Source organism: Phytohabitans rumicis (genome assembly GCF_011764445.1).
In the GTDB taxonomy this organism is placed as follows: Bacteria; Actinomycetota; Actinomycetes; order Mycobacteriales; family Micromonosporaceae; genus Phytohabitans; species Phytohabitans rumicis.
On sequence record NZ_BLPG01000001.1, the window covers coordinates 5,484,909 to 5,503,296 of the forward strand.

The window sequence follows — 18,388 nt, forward strand, 5'->3', positions numbered from 1 at the left end:
GCGTCACCCCTTGCCGCTGACGCTGACCCGTGGGTCAAGCCGGCCGTAGAGGAGGTCCGAGACCAGGTTGGCGACCACCACGGCGACGGTGACGATCAGCAGGATGCCCTGCAACACCGGGTAGTCGCGGCGGGAAACCGACTGGAAGAGCAGATAGCCGATGCCCTGGTACTGGAAGACCTGCTCGACCAGGATCGAACCGCCGACGACGAACCCGAGCTTCGTGGCGAACTGCGGGAAGAGCGGCAGGACCGCGTTGCGCCCGACGTACGCGGAACGGATCCGCCCGTCGGTGAGGCCGCGAGCCCGGGCGACCGTGACGTAGTCCTCGCCGAGGGTCTCCACTGTGGACGACTTCATCACCAGCATCCAGCCGCCGATCGTCGTCAGGACGTACACGGTGATGGGCAGCCCGGCGTGGTACATCACGTCGGAGAAGAAGTCGAGGCTGAAGTTGGGTGTCACCCCGGGGGAGAAGGCCCCGCGCATCTCCGCGATGGGCAGCCATTCGAGCTGTACGCCGAAGAACACCACGATCAGCATCGCGAGCAGGTAGTTCGGGATGGACTGGGTCAGCGACCCGATCAGCGACAGCACGTGGTCCAGCCAGCTCTCCCGCCAATACGCCATGAGCATTCCGAACGTGATGCCCAGGCTGAAGCTGATGAGCTCGGCCAGGCCGACGCTGAACAGCGTCCACGGCAGGTACTCGAAGATGATGTCCAGCACGGAGGTGCCGGGCGCCAGCAGGGACTGGCCCATGTCGCCCCGCACCAGCCCGGACAGGTACTCCCAGTACTGCTCCAGCAGCGGCCGGTCCGGGTTGAACGAGAAAAGCCCGGCGGCCTGGCTGGCCGCCTCCTGGTACGACACGCCGTACTGGGACATCTGCGTGTTGATGTAGACGTCGACCGGGTTGCCGGGCAGCAGGCGTACCAGGAAGAACGTGCCCGTGGCGACGAAGTAGACGGTGAGGATCGCCTTCAGCACGCGGCGGACGACGTACATGCGGGAGAGCCGGCCGGCGAACCGCCGCATCGCTGCGGTGCGGGTCGCCGGCCTGGCGGTTTCGGTCGCGGTCATGGCAGGAATCAGGCGGCCTTCAACCGACCCTGGAACATCAGCAGGACGGTCGCGTTGTCGGCGTAGGGTCCGTTGAACATGATGGGGTCGTCGTCGGCCGGCCACTCGGCGACCCGGCTGTGCTCCAACGCCGGATTGTTGCCGTAGCGCTCGAACAGCGGGATGACCGGCAGCAGCTCGTTGAAGGCCAGCGCGGCCTTCGTGACGCTGGCCTTCTGCGTCGCCTCGTCCAGGCCGGCGCCGGCCGCGTCCACCAGCTCCTTGAAGTCGACCGGGCCGGCCGACGTGGTCTGCTTGAGGTCGAAGTCGATGCCCCGGCCGCCCTGGTTCGCCGCCACCGGGTAGTTGAAGGTGAACAGCGGCTGCACGAACGCGAAGTGCGGGTTCGGGTGCTGCGACGAGCCCCAGGTCTGGATCGCCATCTGGTAGGCGCCCTTGCGCAGGTCGACGTCCATCTGCGTGTACGTGACGCCGCGGCCGGTCGCCTTGAACCCGAACGCGGCCAGCTGCTGGGCCACGTTCTGCCCGGTCGCCGAGTAGTCGGCGAACTCGGCGTGGTAGTTGACGTCGAACGTGGCGGCCTTGCCGTCCGGCTTCATCCAGGCGCCACCGGTCTTCTTCCAGCCGGCCGCGGTGAGCAGCTCGGTGGCCTTGGCCTCGTTGTGGTCGTACGTCTGCAGCTTGGCGATGTCGGTGGAGGACAACCAGTCCGGTACCTGCAGGTCGGAGAAGCCCGTCATGTACTTCACCGGCTTGCCCGAGTCGCCGAGCGAGACCTGCCCCACCTGGTCGCGCTGCAACAGGTACGCGAGGGCCTGGCGTACCCGTACGTCCTTGAACTCCGGCAGCTTGCCCATGTTGATGTAGAGCCCGGCGCCGGAGTAGACCGGCGGGCGGATGACCCGGATGCCCTTGCCGGTGAACTCCTTGACGGTCGCGGGCGGGAAGCCGTGCGTGGCGTAGTCGACGTTCTTGGCCAGCACGAGCGGCGTCACGTCCGGGGTCTCGCCGTTGTAGAGCACGATCTTCGCGAAGTCCACCTTGTCCGCGGCGTACCCGGTGTCGTTCTTGACCAGGCTGAGCTGGGCGTTGGTGATGCTCTTCACGTCGAACTTGAACGGCCCGCTGGCGACCACGTCGTCCGGGTGGAACGCCTGGAAGTCGGTGTTGAGCTTCGACCCCTCCGGGCTGTCCAGGTCCTTGCCCGCGCCGAAGAGCTCCTGCGCCTTGGTGGCCCACTCGCCGTACACGGCGTCGCTGTAGATCTGCCGGCGCAGCGCGTACCGCTCGAACACCGTCGACGGGTTGCTCAGCGTGAAGACCACGGTCTGCTCGTCGGTGGCCTCGACCTTGCTGATGTAGTTCCACCCGACGTTGCGCATGATGCGCAGGCACCACCAGGTGGTGACCATGTCCTTGCTGGTGAGCGTCTTGCCGTCGCTCCACTTCAGACCGGACTTCAGCTTCACCGTGTACGTCTTCGCGGCCGGGTCCAGCTGCCACGACTCGGCGAGCAGGCCCTCGTACTTCTTCTCCTTCCACAGGTACATGGCGGGCGGCGGCACGACGAGGTCGATGTACGGCCCGTCCGCGACGATCCGGTCGGTGATGCCCTCCACCACGTTGAAGTGGCCCTTCGGCGGCACCTGGAACGGCCACGCGCCGTGGAACTCCTTGCTGCCGTTGCTGCTGCTATTGGCCTTCTCGCTCGGGCTGCAGGCCGCGAGGAAGGCGACGCCGGCGGCTCCAGCACCGAAGAGCTGGAGTGCGCGACGACGGGATATCACTACGTCTGCCGGGGGTGGTGTGTCAGTCACAGTGATCCTCCACAAGGGATATACATGAAGGGACTACATGGAAACCAGACTCGATGGGACGTCGGCCTGTGCCGACAGCTTCTCCAGGTGTTCGCGCACCCGGGCGATGGGCGTTCCGTCCGCCCGCCGCCGGTCGCCGGTGCCGCCGGCCTGCCACGGCAGCGGCCCGGACAGCGGGCGGTACGCGCAGCCGGCCGCGTCCAGCCGGCGGAGGTGACCGGCGAGCCGGGCCTCGTAGTCGTCCACCGGGCGGCCGGACCAGGCCACGTCGGCGAACACCGCCGCCCGCGGAAACACCATGTAGTCCAGGTGCCGGGCGTCGGGGATGTACTCGGCCCATGCCTGGAACTGGGCGCCGATGACGTTCGCCCGTTCCTCGTCGCTCCAGCCGTCGGGCACCGGCTCGAACGCGGCGACGTCCGGGAGGGTGACCGGGCCGCCGATGGACAGCGGCTCGTCCGGCCCGTCGGACTGGTCGTAGTCGAAGTACGTCGGGTAGACCGGGCAGCGCACCACGCCGTACCCGGCCGCGGCTGCCCGGCGGGCGACCCCGTCGCCGCGCCAGGCGGTCACCACCGAGTCGGGCAGCACGCCGCCGCCGACGTACCCCTCGTCCCACATCACGGCCCGCCGGCCGCGGCTGGACAGGTGGCCGGCCAGCTCACGCAGGAAGTGACCGAAGAGGTCGACCGGGTCGGTATAGCCGAGCGAGCCCATGTACTCGCTGGTCTCCTTGTCGGTGACCCAGTCCTGAAGCAGGCACTCGTCGCCGCCCAGGTGCACGTACGGGCCGGGCAGCGCGTCGGTCAGCTCCTCCAGCACCTCGGTGAGGAAGCGGATCGTGGCCGGCACGGGCCTGACCACCGCGTCGGAGATGCCCCACCCGACGCTCACGTTGTGCTGGCGTACGCCCAGTTCGGGGTACGCCGCCAGCAGCGCCGACGCGTGGCCGGGCAGGTCGATCTCGGGCACCAGGGTGATCCCGCGCTCGGCCGCGTACGCCGCGATCTCGGCGAGGTCGTCCAATGTGTAGTAACCGCCGTGCGGCGTGCCGTCGGTGCGGCCCGCCTTGCGGTCGTACCAGGCTTGGGTGGCCGGGCGGTGGCCGCCCACCTCGTGCAGCCGCGGATGCCGCCGGGACTCGATCCGCCAACCCTGGTCGTCCGTCAGGTGCAGGTGCAGCCGGTTGAGCCGGTGCATCGCGAAGAGGTCGACGTACCGCAGCAGGGTGTCCTTGGCGAAGAAGTGCCGGGACACGTCGAGCATGCCGCCGCGCCAGGACAGCGCGGGCGCGTCGGTGACCTCGCCGCAGGGCACGATCCACCGGGTGCCGGGCGGAGCCGTCGAACGCCAGGCCGCGTCGGGGAGCAACTGGCGCAGCGTCTGGGTGGCGTGCCGAATGCCGTCCACAGTGGATGCACTCAGCTCGACGCCGTCGCCGGTCACCCTCAGCCGGTACGCCTCCGGCCCGGTGACCCCGGGGTCGATGCGCACCACGAGACCCATACCCGATGAGGCCGGCGGCAGTGGCAGCCGCAGCGGCGCGAGAAGCAGCCGGACGACCTCGGCGGCCGCTGCCGAGCCGGGCGCGGCGACCAGTGGCGTATCCCGGGTCAGCTCGTACGTCCCGGCTTCACTATGTGCCGCCACGGGGCGGGGCACGAGGCTCTGGTACCGATCTGTCATCAGGCGGTCCTCCCAGGGACTCTTAGAGCACGACGACAACGCCTTCTCGCCGGGCGCGCTCCGCGGCCCAGACGAGGCGGTGGCTGGTCAGCGACTCGGCCGGCCCGGTCTTGATCAGGCTGGGGTCGGCCTCGGTGATGGAGGCGAGGAAGGCTTCGACGAGTCCGGCGTCGCCGCCGGCGTGGCCCCGATCGGAATCGGCGGCCAGGCCGACCTCGATGAGCTCCTCGCCGCCGGTGCGGAAGTCGCACAGGCGGATGGTGGCGCCGTCGGTGTCGAGGAAACCGCGGGTGCCCATGATGCGGGTCTTGCGGTCTTCCTTCGGCGTGAAGGCGGACACCGTCACGGAGGCGGTGACGCCGCCCTCGTACTCGATGGTGACGATCTGATGGTCGACCGCGTCGTTGTCGCAGGCATAGACGCAGCGGCCGTAGGGCCCGTCGCGCAGCGCGGCCTCGACGGCCTCGGCGGTCGGGGTGTCGGTGAGGGCGCCCAGCGGCCAGCGCTCAAGCTCCGGGTCGCCGAGGCACGAACGGTAGAGCCGCGCCGCGGAATAGGCGCAAGAGCTCTCCACCGGGCACGTGACGCACCGGTCGCTGGCCCCCGGCGGGGCCTGGTCGGGGCGGAAGTGGAAGAGGTTGCCGAACGACGACACGCGTACCGCCGGCCGGCCGATGATGTACTGGAGCCAGTCCATGTCGTGGCACGCCTTGGCGAGCAGCATCGGGGTGGCCAGATCGGCGCGCCGCCAGTTGCCGCGGACGTACGAGTGGGCGAAGTGCCACCACCCGATGGGCTCCAGGTGCTGCACCGACACCAACTCGCCGATTCGGCCGGCGTCCAGCAGCGCACGGACATGGCGGGTGAGCGGGGTGTAGCGCAGCACGTGACAAATGGCCAACTGGACGCCGGCCCGCTCGGCCGCCGAGACTATCGTTTGCGCCTCCTCCTCGGTCGGCGCGATCGGCTTCTCCAGGAGGAGGTGATAGCCCGCCTCGGCCAGCGCGACCGTGGGGCCGACGTGGTTGCGGTCCTGGGTGGCGACGATGGCGGCGTCCGCCAGGCGCGGGCGGGCGGCAAGGTCCGTCCAGTCCTCGAACACCGCGTCCGCCGGGATGCCGTACGCCGCGGCCATCGCTTCGCGGCGCGCCGCCGACGGATCGGCGACCGCCACGACGCGCGCCCGCCCGGTCTCGACGGCCAACTGCGCGTACTGCTGTCCGCGCATGCCGGCACCGACCACGGCGAGCGTCACCATCTGCGCCTCCAGTAACGCTGGGGACATCGACGAGTAATTTTCGAGAGCATTTTGCAATATCGGTTGCATAATCATGGGTACGTGCTGAGAAGGTGTCAAGGGGTGCCGGGTGACGATTGATGAGGTCTCGCCGTTCGAGCGGCCGAACGTGGCGGTCACGCTGTCCTCGCTGCGGGACGCGACGCCGCGGACGCTCACCGAGCTGACCCACAGCACCGGTCTGTCCCGGCCCACCGTCGAGGACGCGCTGGCGCGGCTCATCGAACTGGGCGTGGTGGAGGACGGCGCCCCGGCGGCACGGGCCGGCAAGGTGGGGCGCCCGGCCCGGCTCTACCGCTTCCGTCCGGAGGCGGGTGCCGTCCTCGGGTTGGACATCGGCGAGCACCGGATCGTGGCGCTCCTCGCCAACCTCACCGGTGCCACCCTGGCGCGGGTCTCGGTGCCGGTCGCCGCCGCGGCATCCGGCGACGAGCGGCTCGCGCTGGTCCGTACGGCGATCCGCAAGGTGCTGGCCGGCGCCGACCGGGACCGGTCGCACCTCTGGGCGGCGGCCGCCGGCACCTCCGGCATCGTCGACCCGGACGGCCGGGTCGTCCTCTCGCACGTGCTGCCCGACTGGACCGGCCGGCACCTGGGCAGCCAGCTGCGGCGTTCGCTGCCCTGCCCGGTCCGGGTGGAGAACGACGCCAACCTCGCCGCCGTCGCCGAGCACTGGCGCGGCGTCGCGGTCGGGGTGGACGACGTCGTCTACGTCCATGCCAGCCACCGGCTCGGCGCGGGCATGCTGATCGGCGGGCGGCTGCACCGCGGGTTCGGGGGCGCGGCGGGTGAGGTCGGCGGCCTGCGGATGCTGCACTGGGACGAGGCCGCACGCTACCTCACCCACCAGGTGCACAACGCGGACGGCGAAGACCGCGACGACGCGGCCGAGCGGGTCTTCGCCGCCGCCCGGGCCGGCGATCCGGCCGCGATCGAGGCGGTGGAGGAGTTCGCGCACGACCTGGCGTCCGGCATCGCGGCGATGGTGCTGACCGTCGACCCCGAACTGGTCGTCGTCGGCGGCCGGGTCGCGCGGGCCGCGGACGTGATCAGCGATCCGGTGGAGCGGCGGCTACGCGCGCTGTGCGTACGGCCGCCGCGGGTCGCTGTGTCCATTCTGGACGATGAAGCGGTGGCGCTGGGCGCGGTGCGCGCCGCCATCTCCTACGTAGAGGAGCACATCTTCAGGCTGTGACGCCCCCACTTCGTGATCAGGGCGTCCTTCAAGTCGCTATAACGACTTGAAGGACGCCCTGATCACGAGATCAGGCGGGGGGTGAGGTCCGGTGTGGACAGTTCGGCGTCGAACGGGTACACGGGACGGGTGAGGCGCTGGTGGCCCAGGCGCAGCAGATCCTGGTCGACGCCGCCGGGCGTGAGCGCGATCATCCAGCCCTGCGCCAGCCGCTGCAGCTCGGGCTCCAGGTAACCGATCTTGACGACCACGAGGTCGGCCCGATGCGGGTCCAGGCCCAGCCGGGCGAAGTCCGCCATCAGGTGGTACGGCTTGCGCCGCGAGGTCACGATGACGCGTACCCCGCCGGCGGCGACGACCGCGACGAGCCCGCCGGCCGGATCGTCCACCAGCGCCTCCACCCGCCCGCGGACCGTCGCCGGCCGGCCGTGCCTGGTGTCGAGCCGCCCGCCCACGCTGATGTCGACGTCGGTGCCCGCCCCGCTCGCGGCGCACGCCCGCACGGCGTCCGGATCCACGATGCTGGCGTAGATGGCGCTGAGCCCGCCGGCCTTGAACTCCGGGCGGGCGAGCAGGCGCTCCAGCAGGAACGGCACGTCGCCCGCCCCGCCGGCCGTCGGGTTGTCGCCGGAGTCGCTGATCACGAACGGCTTCCGCGCGCTGCCGACCGCGGCGTCGATCGCCTCCTCGGCCGTGCCGGTCGGCCCGACGAACGTGAACTGTCCGCGCACCGCCCAGTAGCGCTCGGCCAGCTTGGCGGCCTCGCCGAGCACCGCCCGCTCGTCCGTACCGCTGACCACGACAGCCGCGCTGCTCCGCGGCTCGTCCGCCCAGGCGTACCCGACCCAGATGGCCGCGTCGAGCACACCTGGCGTCCGCTCGACCTCGGCCAAGCTGCCCCAGAGGCCGCGTGCCGGCTCGTCCCGCGTGCTCGTCTTCTCACCGGGCAGCAGCACCGGCACCCGTACCCAGGCTTTGATCGGACGGATGCCGTGCCGCAGGCACGACACCAGCACCCGCGCGGCGCGCTCGCGGGTGATCCACTCGTCCTCGTGCGGCGCCAGCCGGTGTGCGGTGATGAGGTCGACCTGGCGCACCAGCGCCTCGGTGACGCTGCCGTGCAGGTCGGTGGCGGTCGAGATCAGGCACGCCGGCCCCACCGCCGCGCGGACGGCGGCGGCCAGATCGGCCTCCACGTCCTCATATCCGGGTACGTGCATGGCGCCGTGAATGTCGAAGAGCAGCCCGTCGAGCGGACCCGCCGCGCGGATGCGGTCGACCAGTTCGTCCTTGAGCCGTGCGTACGTGTCCGGTGCCACCGGGCCGCCCGGGACCGCGCGCGCGTGCACCAGCGGCACCCACTGCGCCTCGCCCTCGCCGGTGAACTCGTAGCGGGCGAGCAGCTCGTCGCCGCGCCGTACGGCGAAGTCGGCGTCCCTGGTCACGTGCGGGGTGAAGGTGCTGCACTCGATGTGGATGCCGCCGATGCCGATCCGCAACGCCATGGATCATGGATACCATGCCGCTCTTCGCCGTAGAGGTCTGTGTCGACTCGGTCAGTGGTGTGCTCGCCGCGCAGGAGGCGGGCGCCGACCGGGTGGAACTGTGCTGTGCGCTCTTCGAGGGTGGCCTGACGCCGAGCACCGGCCTGATCGAGGCCGCGCGGGAGGCGGCGCCGATCGGCGTCAACGTGCTCATCCGGCCGCGCGGCGGCGACTTCATCTACGACTCGTACGAGGTGCGGGCGATGCTGCGGGACATCGAGGTCGCCGCCTCGTCCGGTGCCAATGGCGTCGTCCTCGGCGCGCTGACGCCGGACGGCGACGTCGATGTGCCGCTGTGCCGGCAGCTCATGGCCGCCGCCGGAGGTCTGTCGGTGACCTTCCACCGCGCGTTCGACATGGCCCGGCGCCCGCTCGACGCCCTCGAAGCGGTGATCGATCTGGGCGTCGACCGGCTGCTCACCTCCGGCCAGGAGGCGTCGGCCCTGGAGGGCACGCCGCTGATCGCCGAGCTGGTGGCGGCCGCCGGCGACCGGGTGGTCGTCATGGCGGGCGGCGGGATCACCGAGCGCAACGTCGCGCGTATCCTTTCCCAGACCGGGGTACGCGAGGTGCACTTCACCGCACGCGCCACTGTGGACAGTCCGGCCAGGTACCGCAACACTCGGGTGGCGATGGGCGGGGCGCTGCGCGCTGAGGAGTACACCCACCGCCGCACCAGCCCTTCAGCCATCGAGTCCATCATCGCCGCCACCCGCTAACGCCCCCGCCGTCCAAGGCCCTGCTCGTCGATCAAGGCTTCCCCCGTCGATCAAGGGCGAATGGTCGTGCTTTGATCTCCGATCCACGGCCATTTGCCCTTGATCGGCGGGGAAAGCCTTGATCGACGACGTGGGCCCGGTGGCGGCGTGAGCGGCGGGTGTTAGTCGTCGTCTAGTTGGGTGAAGGTGACGGTGTCGGGGGTGTAGCCGGTGGCGGACAGGGTGAAGACGACGCGGTCGTCGATGGTGTCGGCGTCCGGCATGCTGACGACGCTGAACCGTTGCGGCGTGCTCCAGTTGGTCGGCGTGAAGTAGAGGGCGATAGGCGGCGAGGCCCAGACGCCGGTGCCGCTGATCGACATCATGAGGAAGGTGTTGGCCGCCGGCGGGTGGCTCAGCCGTACGGTGAACGACCCGCTGGTGCCCTCCGGGACGGTCACCTCGTCCGGCTCGGCGATCACGGCGGGCGGTTGGCCGGCGAGTGTGCACGCGACGCCGTTGACCCGCCAGTTGGTCGGCGGCGTGTTGACCCCGGTGTGGTTGCCGAGGAAGCCGAGCCAGATGCTCTGCCCGGTGGCGACGGTCGCCGCACTGCTCATGGTCACGTGCGGGCCGGACTGCGTGACGGTGTGGTTCCAACTCTGGGTGATCTGCTGGTTGGCGGTGAAGGTGAACCCGACCACGTAGCCGTTCCAGGTGTCGCCGAGGTTCTTGATCTGGAAGTTGGCGGCGAACCCGGTGGACCAGGTGCTCGCGGAGTAGGTGACCTCGCAGCCGGCGGCGGCTTGGGCGGCCGTCACCGGCACGATCGCGGCGCAGACCCCCACCAGGGCCGCGAAGAGCGCACGAATATGCATGCCTATCAATGTAGATGGCCGTTGAACCGTCGCGCCAGCCCGTCCGTACCCACACCCACAGTCAACAGAAAGGTTTGTTAACGATGGTGCGGTGGAGTGGATGGAAGCGGCGGGCGGCCGTGCTGGCGGGGGTCGCGGTGGTGGCCGGGGGCGCGCTGGCGGTCGGCACGGGTCTGGGACAGGCGGGCGAGTCCTGCACGGGTTGGACACGGCGCTGCGCAACAACCTGAACTTCATCGCCGACCAGCAGCGTAACCCGGACGCCTTGTCGGCGGCCCGGATCGCGAACCGGCAGGCCGTCGTCGACCTGATCCAGCAGCGCCGCGCCACCGCGGGCTGTACCGGCGAGGTGGTGGCGGCCAACCCGGCGCCCGCGGCCCCGAGCACCACCAAGCCGCCGGCGGCAGCCCAGCCGCCCGCGCAGACCGGGGGCGGGGGCGGGAAACGCGTCTGCGCCGGCTCCACCGTCACGCTGTCCGGTGAGGCCGGCGCGCCCGCCGCGTCCAGCTCGCAGTTTCCGGTGGGTACCCGGCTGCGGGTCACCAACCTGGACAACAACAAGTCGATCACGGTAACCGTGACCGGCCCGTCCGGCAGCTGCGCTCTACTTAACAACGCCGCCTTCGAGCAGGTACGCGAGCCCGGCAAGTTCCTGATCCGCCGCGCCGTGATCGAGCGGGTCTGAAGCCCTGTTGATCATGGGCCGTGCAGCAAAATCGGCCAGCTCGGTGCTGCGCAGCCCATGATCGCCGGGAGGGGTGGGGTCAGGGGGAGGGGGCGATGAGGTGGCCGGTGGGGGTGCGTACCTCGATCGCCTCGACCGGGCACATGTCGGCGGCGTCCACCACCGCGTCGTCCGGGTCGATCAGGCCGGAGATGGGCCGGGAGACTCCGTCGACGATGGCGAAGCGGCCCGGAGCGGTGGCGGCGCACATGCCGGAGGCCACGCACCGCTCGGGGTCGACGGAGACCCGCCACTGCTCGGTCACCAGGCCACCGGCATCCGCTTGAGACCGCGTACCAGCATGCCGCTCTTCCATTCCAGCTCCTCCTCCGGAACGGCCAGCCGGAGGCCCGGCAGGCGCTCCAGGAGCGCGCCCAGCGCCACCTGTAGCTCCATCCTGGCAAGCTGAGCGCCCACACAGTGATGGGCCCCATGGCCGAAACCGATGTGCGGGTTGGTCGAGCGGGCGACGTCCAGCCCGTCCGGGTCGGCGAACACCTCGTCGTCGCGGTTCGCCGACGAGAGGGAGCCCAGCACCGGGTCGCCGGCCCGTACGACGACGCCGCCCAGCTCCACGTCCTCCAGGGCGTACCGGGCGAACGAGGACGCCACGCCGAGCGGGACGTAGCGCATCAGCTCCTCGACGGCCGACGGCACCAGGTCCGGCCGCGCGCGCAGCACGTCGAGCTGCTCCGGGTGCGTGAGCAGGACGTACAGGAAGTTGGGGATCTGGGTGACGGTGGTCTCGTGACCGGCGGCGAGCAGGCCGGCGGCCATCCGGACCAGCTCGTCCTCGGTGAGGCGGTCGTTGTCCTCGTCGCGGGCGCGCACCAGGGCGCCGACCAGGTCGTCGGTGGGGTGCTGGCGGCGCTGCGCGATGAGCCCGGCCATGTACCTGAACAGGTTGTCCATGTACTCGCCGATCTGCTGCAGCGTCAGCGAGGTGGTCGAGACCACGGCCTCGGACCAGACGTGAAAGCGGTCCTGGTCCTCGACCGGCACGCCGAGCAGTTCGCAGATGACGGTGATCGGCAGCGGCGTCGCGAAGTGCTCGACCAGGTCGACCGGGGGGCCGGTGGCGACCATCTTGTCGAGCAGGTCGTCGGCGATCTCGCGGGTGCGGGGGCGGAGCTCCTCCACCCGCCGGGCGGTGAACGCCTTGGCGATGAGCCGGCGCAGGCGGGTGTGCTCGGGCGGGTCCATCGTGAGCAGGCCGCCGCCTTCGAGCTGCCGCGGGATGATGCGGGGCTCGTCGCGGCCCAGGCTGGCGGCCCGGCTGAAGCGCGGGTCGCCGAGCACGGTGCGCACGTCCGCGTAGCGGGTGGCCAGCCACGCCTCCTCGCCGAACGGTAAGCGGACGCGGCTCAGCGGCTCAGTGCGGCGGAGCTGGGCGTAGAACGGATCGAGGTGGAATCGGTCAGGTGCGCTGAACGGGTAGGCGCGTACGGGACGCTCGGTGTCCGTCATGTCTACCCATCGTACTCAAACCTATCGATCATCAGGGGTAGCGAGCAGCGACGGATCCTGCCGGATCATCTCGGCCAGCCGGGCGGCCGCGCCATGGGGATCCTCGTGCGCCATCGGCCAGGTGCGCGGCGCGGCGAGCGGGGCCGGGATCTCCGCCGGGAGCACCGCACCGGCGTCGCCGAAGCCCAGGACGGAGACGGTGTTGGCCACGACACCCGGGCCGGGGCCGTCGTCGTCGGTGGGATCAGGACCCTCCACGGACACCACGGTCGCCCGGACCACGCCGCCTTCCCGCTCGATGCGCACCTCGGCGCTCGCCTGCCCCTGCTGCCCGTACACGGTTATCGAGAGGTCCGGGTAGCGCTCGACCACGCGGCGGACCGCCTCGATCGCCTCGGCGAGCCCGTGGGCGGTCGGCACGCCGCCGGCCGCGCTCTGGGCGCGGCGCCGCAGCTGGTCCATCCTGGCCAAACGGTCCAGTGCGTCGTCCAGTCCACCGCGCACCTTCTCGAACACCTCCTATGAGGTCTGACCACGGACGGCATCGTCCAACGCACGATCCAGCAGAACCAGTAACGCGTCCCGCACAGAGAGTCTGTTCCGAGCGTCAAAGGCTACAACCGGGATCTGGTCGCCGATAGCCAGGGCCCAGCGGACCTCGTCCAGTTCGTGTGCCAGTTTTCCGTCGAACGCGTTGACGGCCACCACGAAGGGTAGCTGTGCCCGCTCGAAGTAGTCGACGGCCGGGTAGCAGTCGTCGAGCCGGCCGCTGTCGACGACGACCAGCGCGCCCAGGGCACCGTGGGACAGGTCGTCCCACATAAAGCCGAACCGGGACTGTCCGGGCGTACCGAAGAGGTAGAGCTTCAGGCTGCGGTCGATCGTCACGCAGCCGAAGTCCATCGCCACGGTCGTCGTGGTCTTGCCGGTCGCCGGGCCCGGGTCGTCGATGCCCATGCTGGCGGAGGTCATCTCCGCCTCGGTGGTCAGCGGGGAGATCTCGCTGATCGCACCCACGGTGGTGGTCTTGCCCACGCCGAAGCCGCCGGCCACCACGATCTTCACGGGGATGGGCGGAGCCTGTTCAGGAGATCGCACGAAGTCCACGGATCACTCGCAGGATGGTGTCGGGGTCGGGACGCGCGGCATCCCGCGCGTGGACGTCGAGATAGCCGGCGGCGCGCAGGTCGCCGACCAGGATGCGGGTCACGCCGAGGTGCAGCCGGCTCTTCGCGGAGATCTCCGCGACCGAGATCGGCTCCGCGCACAGCATGACGATCGCGCGCAGCTCAGGTGCGAGGTTCATCACGGGTACGCCGGCGCGCACCGGCCCGTCCAGCCGGGCGGTCACCTGCGTCTCCAGGCCGATGTCCGGGTCCACGGCGTCGACCCGGCCGGACGTCAGGACGAACGGCCGCAGGCCGTTCGGCGTGCTGTCCGCGGACGGACCCAGGCCGGAGACGCCCAGGTACGGCCGGATCCGTGGCCCGGTCCAATCCTCGGTCACGACTGAGCGGCGTTCTTCAGCTCGGCGATGAGGCGGGGCGTGAGCGCGCCACCGGCCCGGCTGGCGAAGAGCGTCATCTCGTACGCGACCGTGCCGAGGCTGGCCGACCGGTCCGCGATCACGCCCAGCACCGAGCCCGCGCTGATCGCGGTGACCAGCAGGTAGCCGCCGGTCATGTCGATCACGACCCGGTTGAGGCCGCCGAGCGCGTACCAGTTGGCGGCACCGCCGGCGAGGCTGGTCATCCCCGACACCACGGCCGCCAGCCGCTCGGCGTTGGCCTTGTCGGCGATGTTGGACATGGCCATCAGCAGGCCGTCCGACGAGACGGCGATCGCCTCGCGTACGCCCGCCGTGCTCGACGTGAACGAGTCCAACAACCAGTTGAACGTCTGCGCCTCGGGGCTCAACTGGAGTGAGTTGCTCATTGTGGGGGTCCTTCCTGCAAGGCTCGTGCGACGCCGGACTCGAACTGCTCGATCAGGTCGCGGGCCGCCTCGGGGTCGGGCGACCATTGGTCGGGCAGCACCTGGGCGGGCCGGACCGGTGGGATGTCCGCCGGGAGCGTCGCGCCGGGCACCCGCCGGCTCAGCGGCGCTCGCGGTCCCGGCCGGGGCGGCAGGATCGTGGCGGGCACGTCACTGTCGACCGTGGGTGCGCTGACCACTGTGCCGTAAACCGTGGATGCGCTGACTTCGCCACTGTGGACAGTGGGCGCACTGACCACGTTGGACTCCTGCGCGCGGCGTACCCCCGCCTCGAACTCATCGAAGAGCGCCCGCGCCGACGCGGCGTCGTCGCCCACGGGCGCCGGCGGCGGTGGGGCGCCGCGGGAGACGCCCTCCGGCAGCTGCGCGCCCGGGACGCGCTGGCGCAGGCCGTGCCGCACGGGAGCGGGCGCCGACGCCACGGCCGGTGCGGCCACGGCGGGCGGTGCCGGTGGCGCGGGCGGTGCGGGCGGTGCCGCGAGCACCGCGGGTGGTGCCGGTGGCACGGGCGGCGCGTCAACCGCGGGTGCGGGGGAGATGTGGGTACGCGGGGCGAACGCGTTCCACGTGCGACCGCTGCCGATGGTGCGGGTGGCCCGGTCCAGCGCCACGACGCTGAACGCCGCGTCCGGCTCGGCGGTGGCCACGAGGGCGCGCGCGACGGCCCGGTCGACGACCTGCGGCGGCTGCCCGACGGGCTGCTGCTGGCCCACGGGCAGCTGGCGGACCGACGCCAGCCCGCGGGCGGGCTTCGGGGCGGGCTCGGGCTCCGGCGCCGGCTCGGGGATGGCCGCGTGCAAGAGCACGTCCGGCCCGATGTCGACGGTCAGCGTGACGCCGCCGCCGGGGGTCTCGGACAGGGCCACGCCGAGCCCGTGCTTGCGCGCCAGCCGGCCCACCACGAAGAGGCCGAGCACCTCGGTCGGCGCGAGGTCGAGCCGTTCCCGGTGGGCGAGGCGGTCGTTCTCCTCGGCCATCCGCTCGGGCGACAGGCCGAGGCCGTGGTCGACCACCCGGAGGCGTACGAGGTGGCCGGTCGCGACGACCGTGACGGTGACCCGGGTGTGCGGCGGCGAGAACACCGTCGCGTTCTCCATCACCTCGGCCAGCAGCAGCACCAGGTCACCGGTCACCGCGGGCTTCACCGAGAGGCCGGGTGGCACCTGCACGTCGACCCGGGTGTACTCCTCGATCTCGCCGAGCGCCAGCCGTACGACGTCCGCGAGCGGCAGCGGGGCGATGTGCTCCTCGGCGCCCGCCACGCCCTGCGAGCCGGAGAGCACGACGAGGCTGCCCGCGTTCCGTCGCAGACGGCTGGACACGTGGTCGAGCCGGTACAGCTGCTGCAACCGCTGCGGGTTCGTCTCCTCCTGCTCCAGCCGGTCGATGAGCGCGAGCTGCCGGCCCACCAGGTTCTGCGTACGGCGGCCGACGTGGCCGAACATCTGCGCCACGTTCCGGCGGCTGGTGACCTGCCGTTCGACCAGCCGGGCCGCGGTGACCTGCACCCGGTCGAACGCGCGGGCGAGGTCGCCGATCTCGTCGCCGGAGCGCACGTCGACCGGTTCCAGATGGATCGGTTCGGGGTCGTCTTCCGCGTCCTCGTCCGCGACCCGCCGCAGTTCGGCCTCGGCGACGATCGCGACCCGTTCCGCCGAGATGGTGAGGCGGGTCAGCGGCCGGGCGACGGCGCGCGCGATCACGACGCTCATCAGCACGACCGCGATCAGCACGAGAAGCGCGATCGAGATCACGCTGTACGCGGTGGTGAGGACGATCCGCTGCTGCCGGTCGACCTCGGTGACGACGTCGGTAATGATCTTGCGCTCGACGAACCCGCCCAGCGTGATGAACGACTCCAGCGACGGGAAGAGCGTCGACACGCTGAACCGTCCGAGCGTTTCCAGCGGGTTGGACTGGATGTCGCTGGAGAACTCGGCGCCGATACGCGCGTTGAACGCCTGCTGGACCAGGCCGTAGAGGCCGGACTGCTCGGTGGTGGCGTACTCGCCGAAGCGGTGGCCGATCGACTGGACGGAGGCGAGGTTGGCGGTGTACGCGGTCATGGACGAGGCACTGCGCTCCGCCACCATGATGATCATGATGGCCGCGCCGGCGCTGATCAGGTCGTTCATGTGCAGCACCGAGTCGAGCGCGACGACCTGCCGGCCCGCGTTCGTGCCGACGTCGATGTCGTGCACGAGGCGCAGCGAGTCGATGAGGTGCTCGGTCACCTCGCTGAAGCCGGCCACCACCTGCTCGGCGCGGGCGGACCGGCTCAGCACGCCGGCGCGCACGTCGGCCAGCCCGTCGACGTCGTCGACGGCGTCCGACACCGCCGCCGGGAGGTCGTCCCCTTCGGCGGCGCGTAGGTCGGAGACCCGGTCCGTAACCGCCGTCGTCTGGAGCGTCAGGCTCGCGCGGTCCACGACGTTCAGCAGGTAGCCGACGGACAGCAACCGCTCCTGCTGCAGGTCGCCGAGGAGCGAGCCGACATCGCCGGCGAGGCTCACGGCGCGCGCGGTGGCGTCGGCCCGGTTGGCCAGGCCCGCGCGGTTGATCACCAGCGGCACGGTCAGTGCCGCCACGAGCAGCAGCGGGACCAGAACGAGTACGGCGAGCTTGCCGCGGATGCGCAGCCTACCGAGCAGCACCGGCGGGCTCCCACTGGCTCGGCACGGTGTCGGGGGTGGCGGCTACGTGCGACGCGTGGCTGGGCCCGTGGAACGGCGGGCGCCGCCGGCGGCGCCGGCTCAGTGCCAGGAGCAGGGGTAGGCAGGTGCCGAGCACCGCGATGACCAGCGTGCCGATGGAGATCAGGCGCTCGGTCCAGACGCCGTCCTGGCGCTGCTCGATCAGCACGTCCAGCTCGGCCAGGATGGTGGTGGACAGGTCGGACGCCGCGGTCTGCACCTCGGTACGGGGTGCGGCCAGCTTGTCCGCGGACGGCAGGGTCTGGTCGCTTACGGAGGCGGCCAGCGTGTCCATGCTGCGGCGGAAGCGGTCCAGCCGGCTGAGCAGGTTGCCACCCATGGTGCGGCTCTGCGTGCTGTCCACGGCGTTCTGCAGGCCGTCCGCGAGGTCGGACGCGGGGTCGAGGAGGCCCTGCCGGGCCGCCGCGATCGAGGCGGCTGCCTCCTCGCGGTGGTCCTGGTGCTGGTCCTTGGTCTGGATGACCACGATGTCGACGAACCGGCCGGCCGCGACGACGGCCTCTGGGAGCTCCTCGGACGCGCCGTCCTGCAGGAAGTAGGTGTCGCCCTCCGGGTCCTGCAGGAGCTGCGAGTTCTCCCGGACCTTGGCGTAGAGGGCGAGCAGCAGGTCGGTGGCCTCGCTGTATGCCGAGTAGACGGTTTCCGGGTCGGTGGTCGTCGCGGTGGGAAGCGCTTCGATCTTGACCCTGAGTCCGGACCACCGTTCGCGGGTGCGCAGCTCGTCGCCGAGCCGGTTGTCGACCGCGCTCGCGGTATCCACAGCCCGGGCGAGCGCCGTACGGTCGACCGCGCGGCCCGCCACCGCCGCGGACTGCGCGTCCGTCAGCGCGGTGGTCACCTGGCTTAGCGTCGTCAGGTACTCGATGCCGTGCCGCTCGCTGGCGGCGAACGACATCCGGCTGGACTGGCCTTGCCATGCCTGGGCGAAGAGAACGCCGATCGGGATCAGGAGGGCGAACACGAGTAGCGGTCCCAAGAGGGAAGTCCTCGCGGGCGCACTCGGCGTGGCAGCGCTCATCGTCCACCCTTTCCGGCGGTTTCGGCGGATGGGATGGCGGTGCCCCACAGCTCACGCGACTGACCTTCGCGGTGCCACCCGTCGAGAACTTAAGACGGTGGTTCGCAAGACGGAACAGTGTGGAAGTTGCACTTTGAAACAAGGGAGCGCTCCCACTACGCACCGTAGTGGACCAATGGACCGACCGTCGTTTGTCGGGTCGACAGGCGATTGCTATACGCCATTTGTCAGTAAAAGTCGGAAGGCGCGCTATTCGAACTGCTCTCGCGCGA

General features: G+C 70.9%; 17 protein-coding genes. 3 read left to right on the forward strand and 14 right to left on the reverse strand.

Translation table 11 applies throughout. The features are described 5' to 3' along the window. Positions 1-3: 3 nt before the first annotated feature. The 4 genes from Prum_RS24915 to Prum_RS24930 are packed head-to-tail and all read right to left on the reverse strand — an operon-like array spanning position 4 to position 5,871. Positions 4-1,083, reverse strand: a complete 1,080-nt coding sequence (locus tag Prum_RS24915) for an ABC transporter permease (protein WP_173078683.1) — start codon at positions 1,081-1,083, stop codon at positions 4-6. 8 nt (positions 1,084-1,091) lie between these two features. Then, positions 1,092-2,900: an ABC transporter substrate-binding protein gene (locus tag Prum_RS24920; protein WP_173078684.1), complete on the reverse strand. Its 1,809-nt coding sequence runs from the start codon at positions 2,898-2,900 to the stop codon at positions 1,092-1,094. A gap of 33 nt (positions 2,901-2,933) precedes the next feature. Then, positions 2,934-4,586: a beta-N-acetylhexosaminidase gene (locus Prum_RS24925; RefSeq protein ID WP_173078685.1), complete on the reverse strand. Its 1,653-nt coding sequence runs from the start codon at positions 4,584-4,586 to the stop codon at positions 2,934-2,936. 22 nt (positions 4,587-4,608) lie between these two features. Beyond that, on the reverse strand, positions 4,609-5,871 hold the full coding sequence (locus Prum_RS24930; protein WP_246278074.1) for a Gfo/Idh/MocA family protein: 1,263 nt from the start codon (positions 5,869-5,871) through the stop codon (positions 4,609-4,611). 82 nt (positions 5,872-5,953) lie between these two features. Between Prum_RS24930 and Prum_RS24935 the strand changes: the two genes are divergently transcribed. Beyond that, entirely contained in the window at positions 5,954-7,078 is a 1,125-nt protein-coding gene (locus tag Prum_RS24935) for an ROK family protein (RefSeq protein ID WP_173078686.1), read from the forward strand. Positions 7,079-7,140: 62 nt separating this feature from the next. On the opposite strand, the gene Prum_RS24940 is transcribed toward Prum_RS24935, so the two are convergent. Continuing rightward, positions 7,141-8,583: a M81 family metallopeptidase gene (locus Prum_RS24940; protein ID WP_173078687.1), complete on the reverse strand. Its 1,443-nt coding sequence runs from the start codon at positions 8,581-8,583 to the stop codon at positions 7,141-7,143. A 14-nt stretch (positions 8,584-8,597) separates the two neighbouring features. Here Prum_RS24940 and Prum_RS24945 point away from each other — a divergent pair, with 14 nt between their 5' ends. Further along, positions 8,598-9,341, forward strand: a complete 744-nt coding sequence (locus tag Prum_RS24945; RefSeq protein WP_173078688.1) for a copper homeostasis protein CutC — start codon at positions 8,598-8,600, stop codon at positions 9,339-9,341. A 161-nt stretch (positions 9,342-9,502) separates the two neighbouring features. Here the strand turns inward: Prum_RS24945 and Prum_RS24950 are convergent, their stop codons facing one another. Further along, positions 9,503-10,198, reverse strand: a complete 696-nt coding sequence (locus Prum_RS24950; RefSeq protein ID WP_173078689.1) for a cellulose binding domain-containing protein — start codon at positions 10,196-10,198, stop codon at positions 9,503-9,505. A 202-nt stretch (positions 10,199-10,400) separates the two neighbouring features. Here Prum_RS24950 and Prum_RS24955 point away from each other — a divergent pair, with 202 nt between their 5' ends. After that, complete coding sequence (locus tag Prum_RS24955; protein ID WP_308785372.1) at positions 10,401-10,883, forward strand: SCO2207 family protein; 483 nt, start codon at positions 10,401-10,403, stop codon at positions 10,881-10,883. Between the two features lie 79 nt (positions 10,884-10,962). Here the strand turns inward: Prum_RS24955 and Prum_RS24960 are convergent, their stop codons facing one another. The 8 genes from Prum_RS24960 to Prum_RS24995 are packed head-to-tail and all read right to left on the reverse strand — an operon-like array spanning position 10,963 to position 18,074. Continuing rightward, on the reverse strand, positions 10,963-11,187 hold the full coding sequence (locus Prum_RS24960) for a ferredoxin (RefSeq protein ID WP_246278075.1): 225 nt from the start codon (positions 11,185-11,187) through the stop codon (positions 10,963-10,965). Next, positions 11,184-12,389 (reverse strand): cytochrome P450, encoded by a 1,206-nt coding sequence (locus tag Prum_RS24965; protein WP_173078691.1) that lies wholly within the window; start codon positions 12,387-12,389, stop codon positions 11,184-11,186. The genes Prum_RS24960 and Prum_RS24965 overlap by 4 nt, the downstream gene beginning before the upstream one ends. 21 nt (positions 12,390-12,410) lie before the next feature. Beyond that, positions 12,411-12,905: a hypothetical protein gene (locus tag Prum_RS24970; protein WP_173078692.1), complete on the reverse strand. Its 495-nt coding sequence runs from the start codon at positions 12,903-12,905 to the stop codon at positions 12,411-12,413. 3 nt (positions 12,906-12,908) lie between these two features. Then, positions 12,909-13,496, reverse strand: coding sequence for a GTP-binding protein (locus Prum_RS24975; RefSeq protein ID WP_173078693.1), 588 nt, complete (start codon positions 13,494-13,496; stop codon positions 12,909-12,911). After that, positions 13,474-13,896, reverse strand: coding sequence for a DUF742 domain-containing protein (locus Prum_RS24980; RefSeq protein ID WP_173078694.1), 423 nt, complete (start codon positions 13,894-13,896; stop codon positions 13,474-13,476). The genes Prum_RS24975 and Prum_RS24980 overlap by 23 nt, the downstream gene beginning before the upstream one ends. Then, positions 13,893-14,324, reverse strand: a complete 432-nt coding sequence (locus Prum_RS24985) for a roadblock/LC7 domain-containing protein (protein WP_173078695.1) — start codon at positions 14,322-14,324, stop codon at positions 13,893-13,895. The genes Prum_RS24980 and Prum_RS24985 overlap by 4 nt, the downstream gene beginning before the upstream one ends. Continuing rightward, positions 14,321-17,038 carry a sensor histidine kinase gene (locus tag Prum_RS24990; protein WP_173078696.1) on the reverse strand — a complete coding sequence of 906 codons (2,718 nt, stop codon included), beginning with the start codon at positions 17,036-17,038 and terminating at the stop codon, positions 14,321-14,323. Before Prum_RS24990 ends, Prum_RS24985 begins: the two co-directional genes overlap by 4 nt. Further along, positions 17,025-18,074 (reverse strand): hypothetical protein, encoded by a 1,050-nt coding sequence (locus Prum_RS24995; RefSeq protein ID WP_173078697.1) that lies wholly within the window; start codon positions 18,072-18,074, stop codon positions 17,025-17,027. Before Prum_RS24995 ends, Prum_RS24990 begins: the two co-directional genes overlap by 14 nt. Between the last annotated feature and the right edge of the window lie 314 nt (positions 18,075-18,388).

Excerpts from the sequence above, each read along its gene's own strand:
- Prum_RS24945 (WP_173078688.1), top strand. The coding sequence starts at position 8,598 with ATGCCGCTCTTCGCCGTAGAGGTCTGTGTCGACTCGGTCAGTGGTGTG.
- Prum_RS24915 (WP_173078683.1), bottom strand. The coding sequence starts at position 1,083 with ATGACCGCGACCGAAACCGCCAGGCCGGCGACCCGCACCGCAGCGATG.
- Prum_RS24965 (WP_173078691.1), bottom strand. The coding sequence starts at position 12,389 with ATGACGGACACCGAGCGTCCCGTACGCGCCTACCCGTTCAGCGCACCT.
- Prum_RS24925 (WP_173078685.1), bottom strand. The coding sequence starts at position 4,586 with ATGACAGATCGGTACCAGAGCCTCGTGCCCCGCCCCGTGGCGGCACAT.
- Prum_RS24940 (WP_173078687.1), bottom strand. The coding sequence starts at position 8,583 with ATGGCGTTGCGGATCGGCATCGGCGGCATCCACATCGAGTGCAGCACC.
- Prum_RS24985 (WP_173078695.1), bottom strand. The coding sequence starts at position 14,324 with ATGAGCAACTCACTCCAGTTGAGCCCCGAGGCGCAGACGTTCAACTGG.
- Prum_RS24950 (WP_173078689.1), bottom strand. The coding sequence starts at position 10,198 with ATGCATATTCGTGCGCTCTTCGCGGCCCTGGTGGGGGTCTGCGCCGCG.
- Prum_RS24930 (WP_246278074.1), bottom strand. The coding sequence starts at position 5,871 with ATGTCCCCAGCGTTACTGGAGGCGCAGATGGTGACGCTCGCCGTGGTC.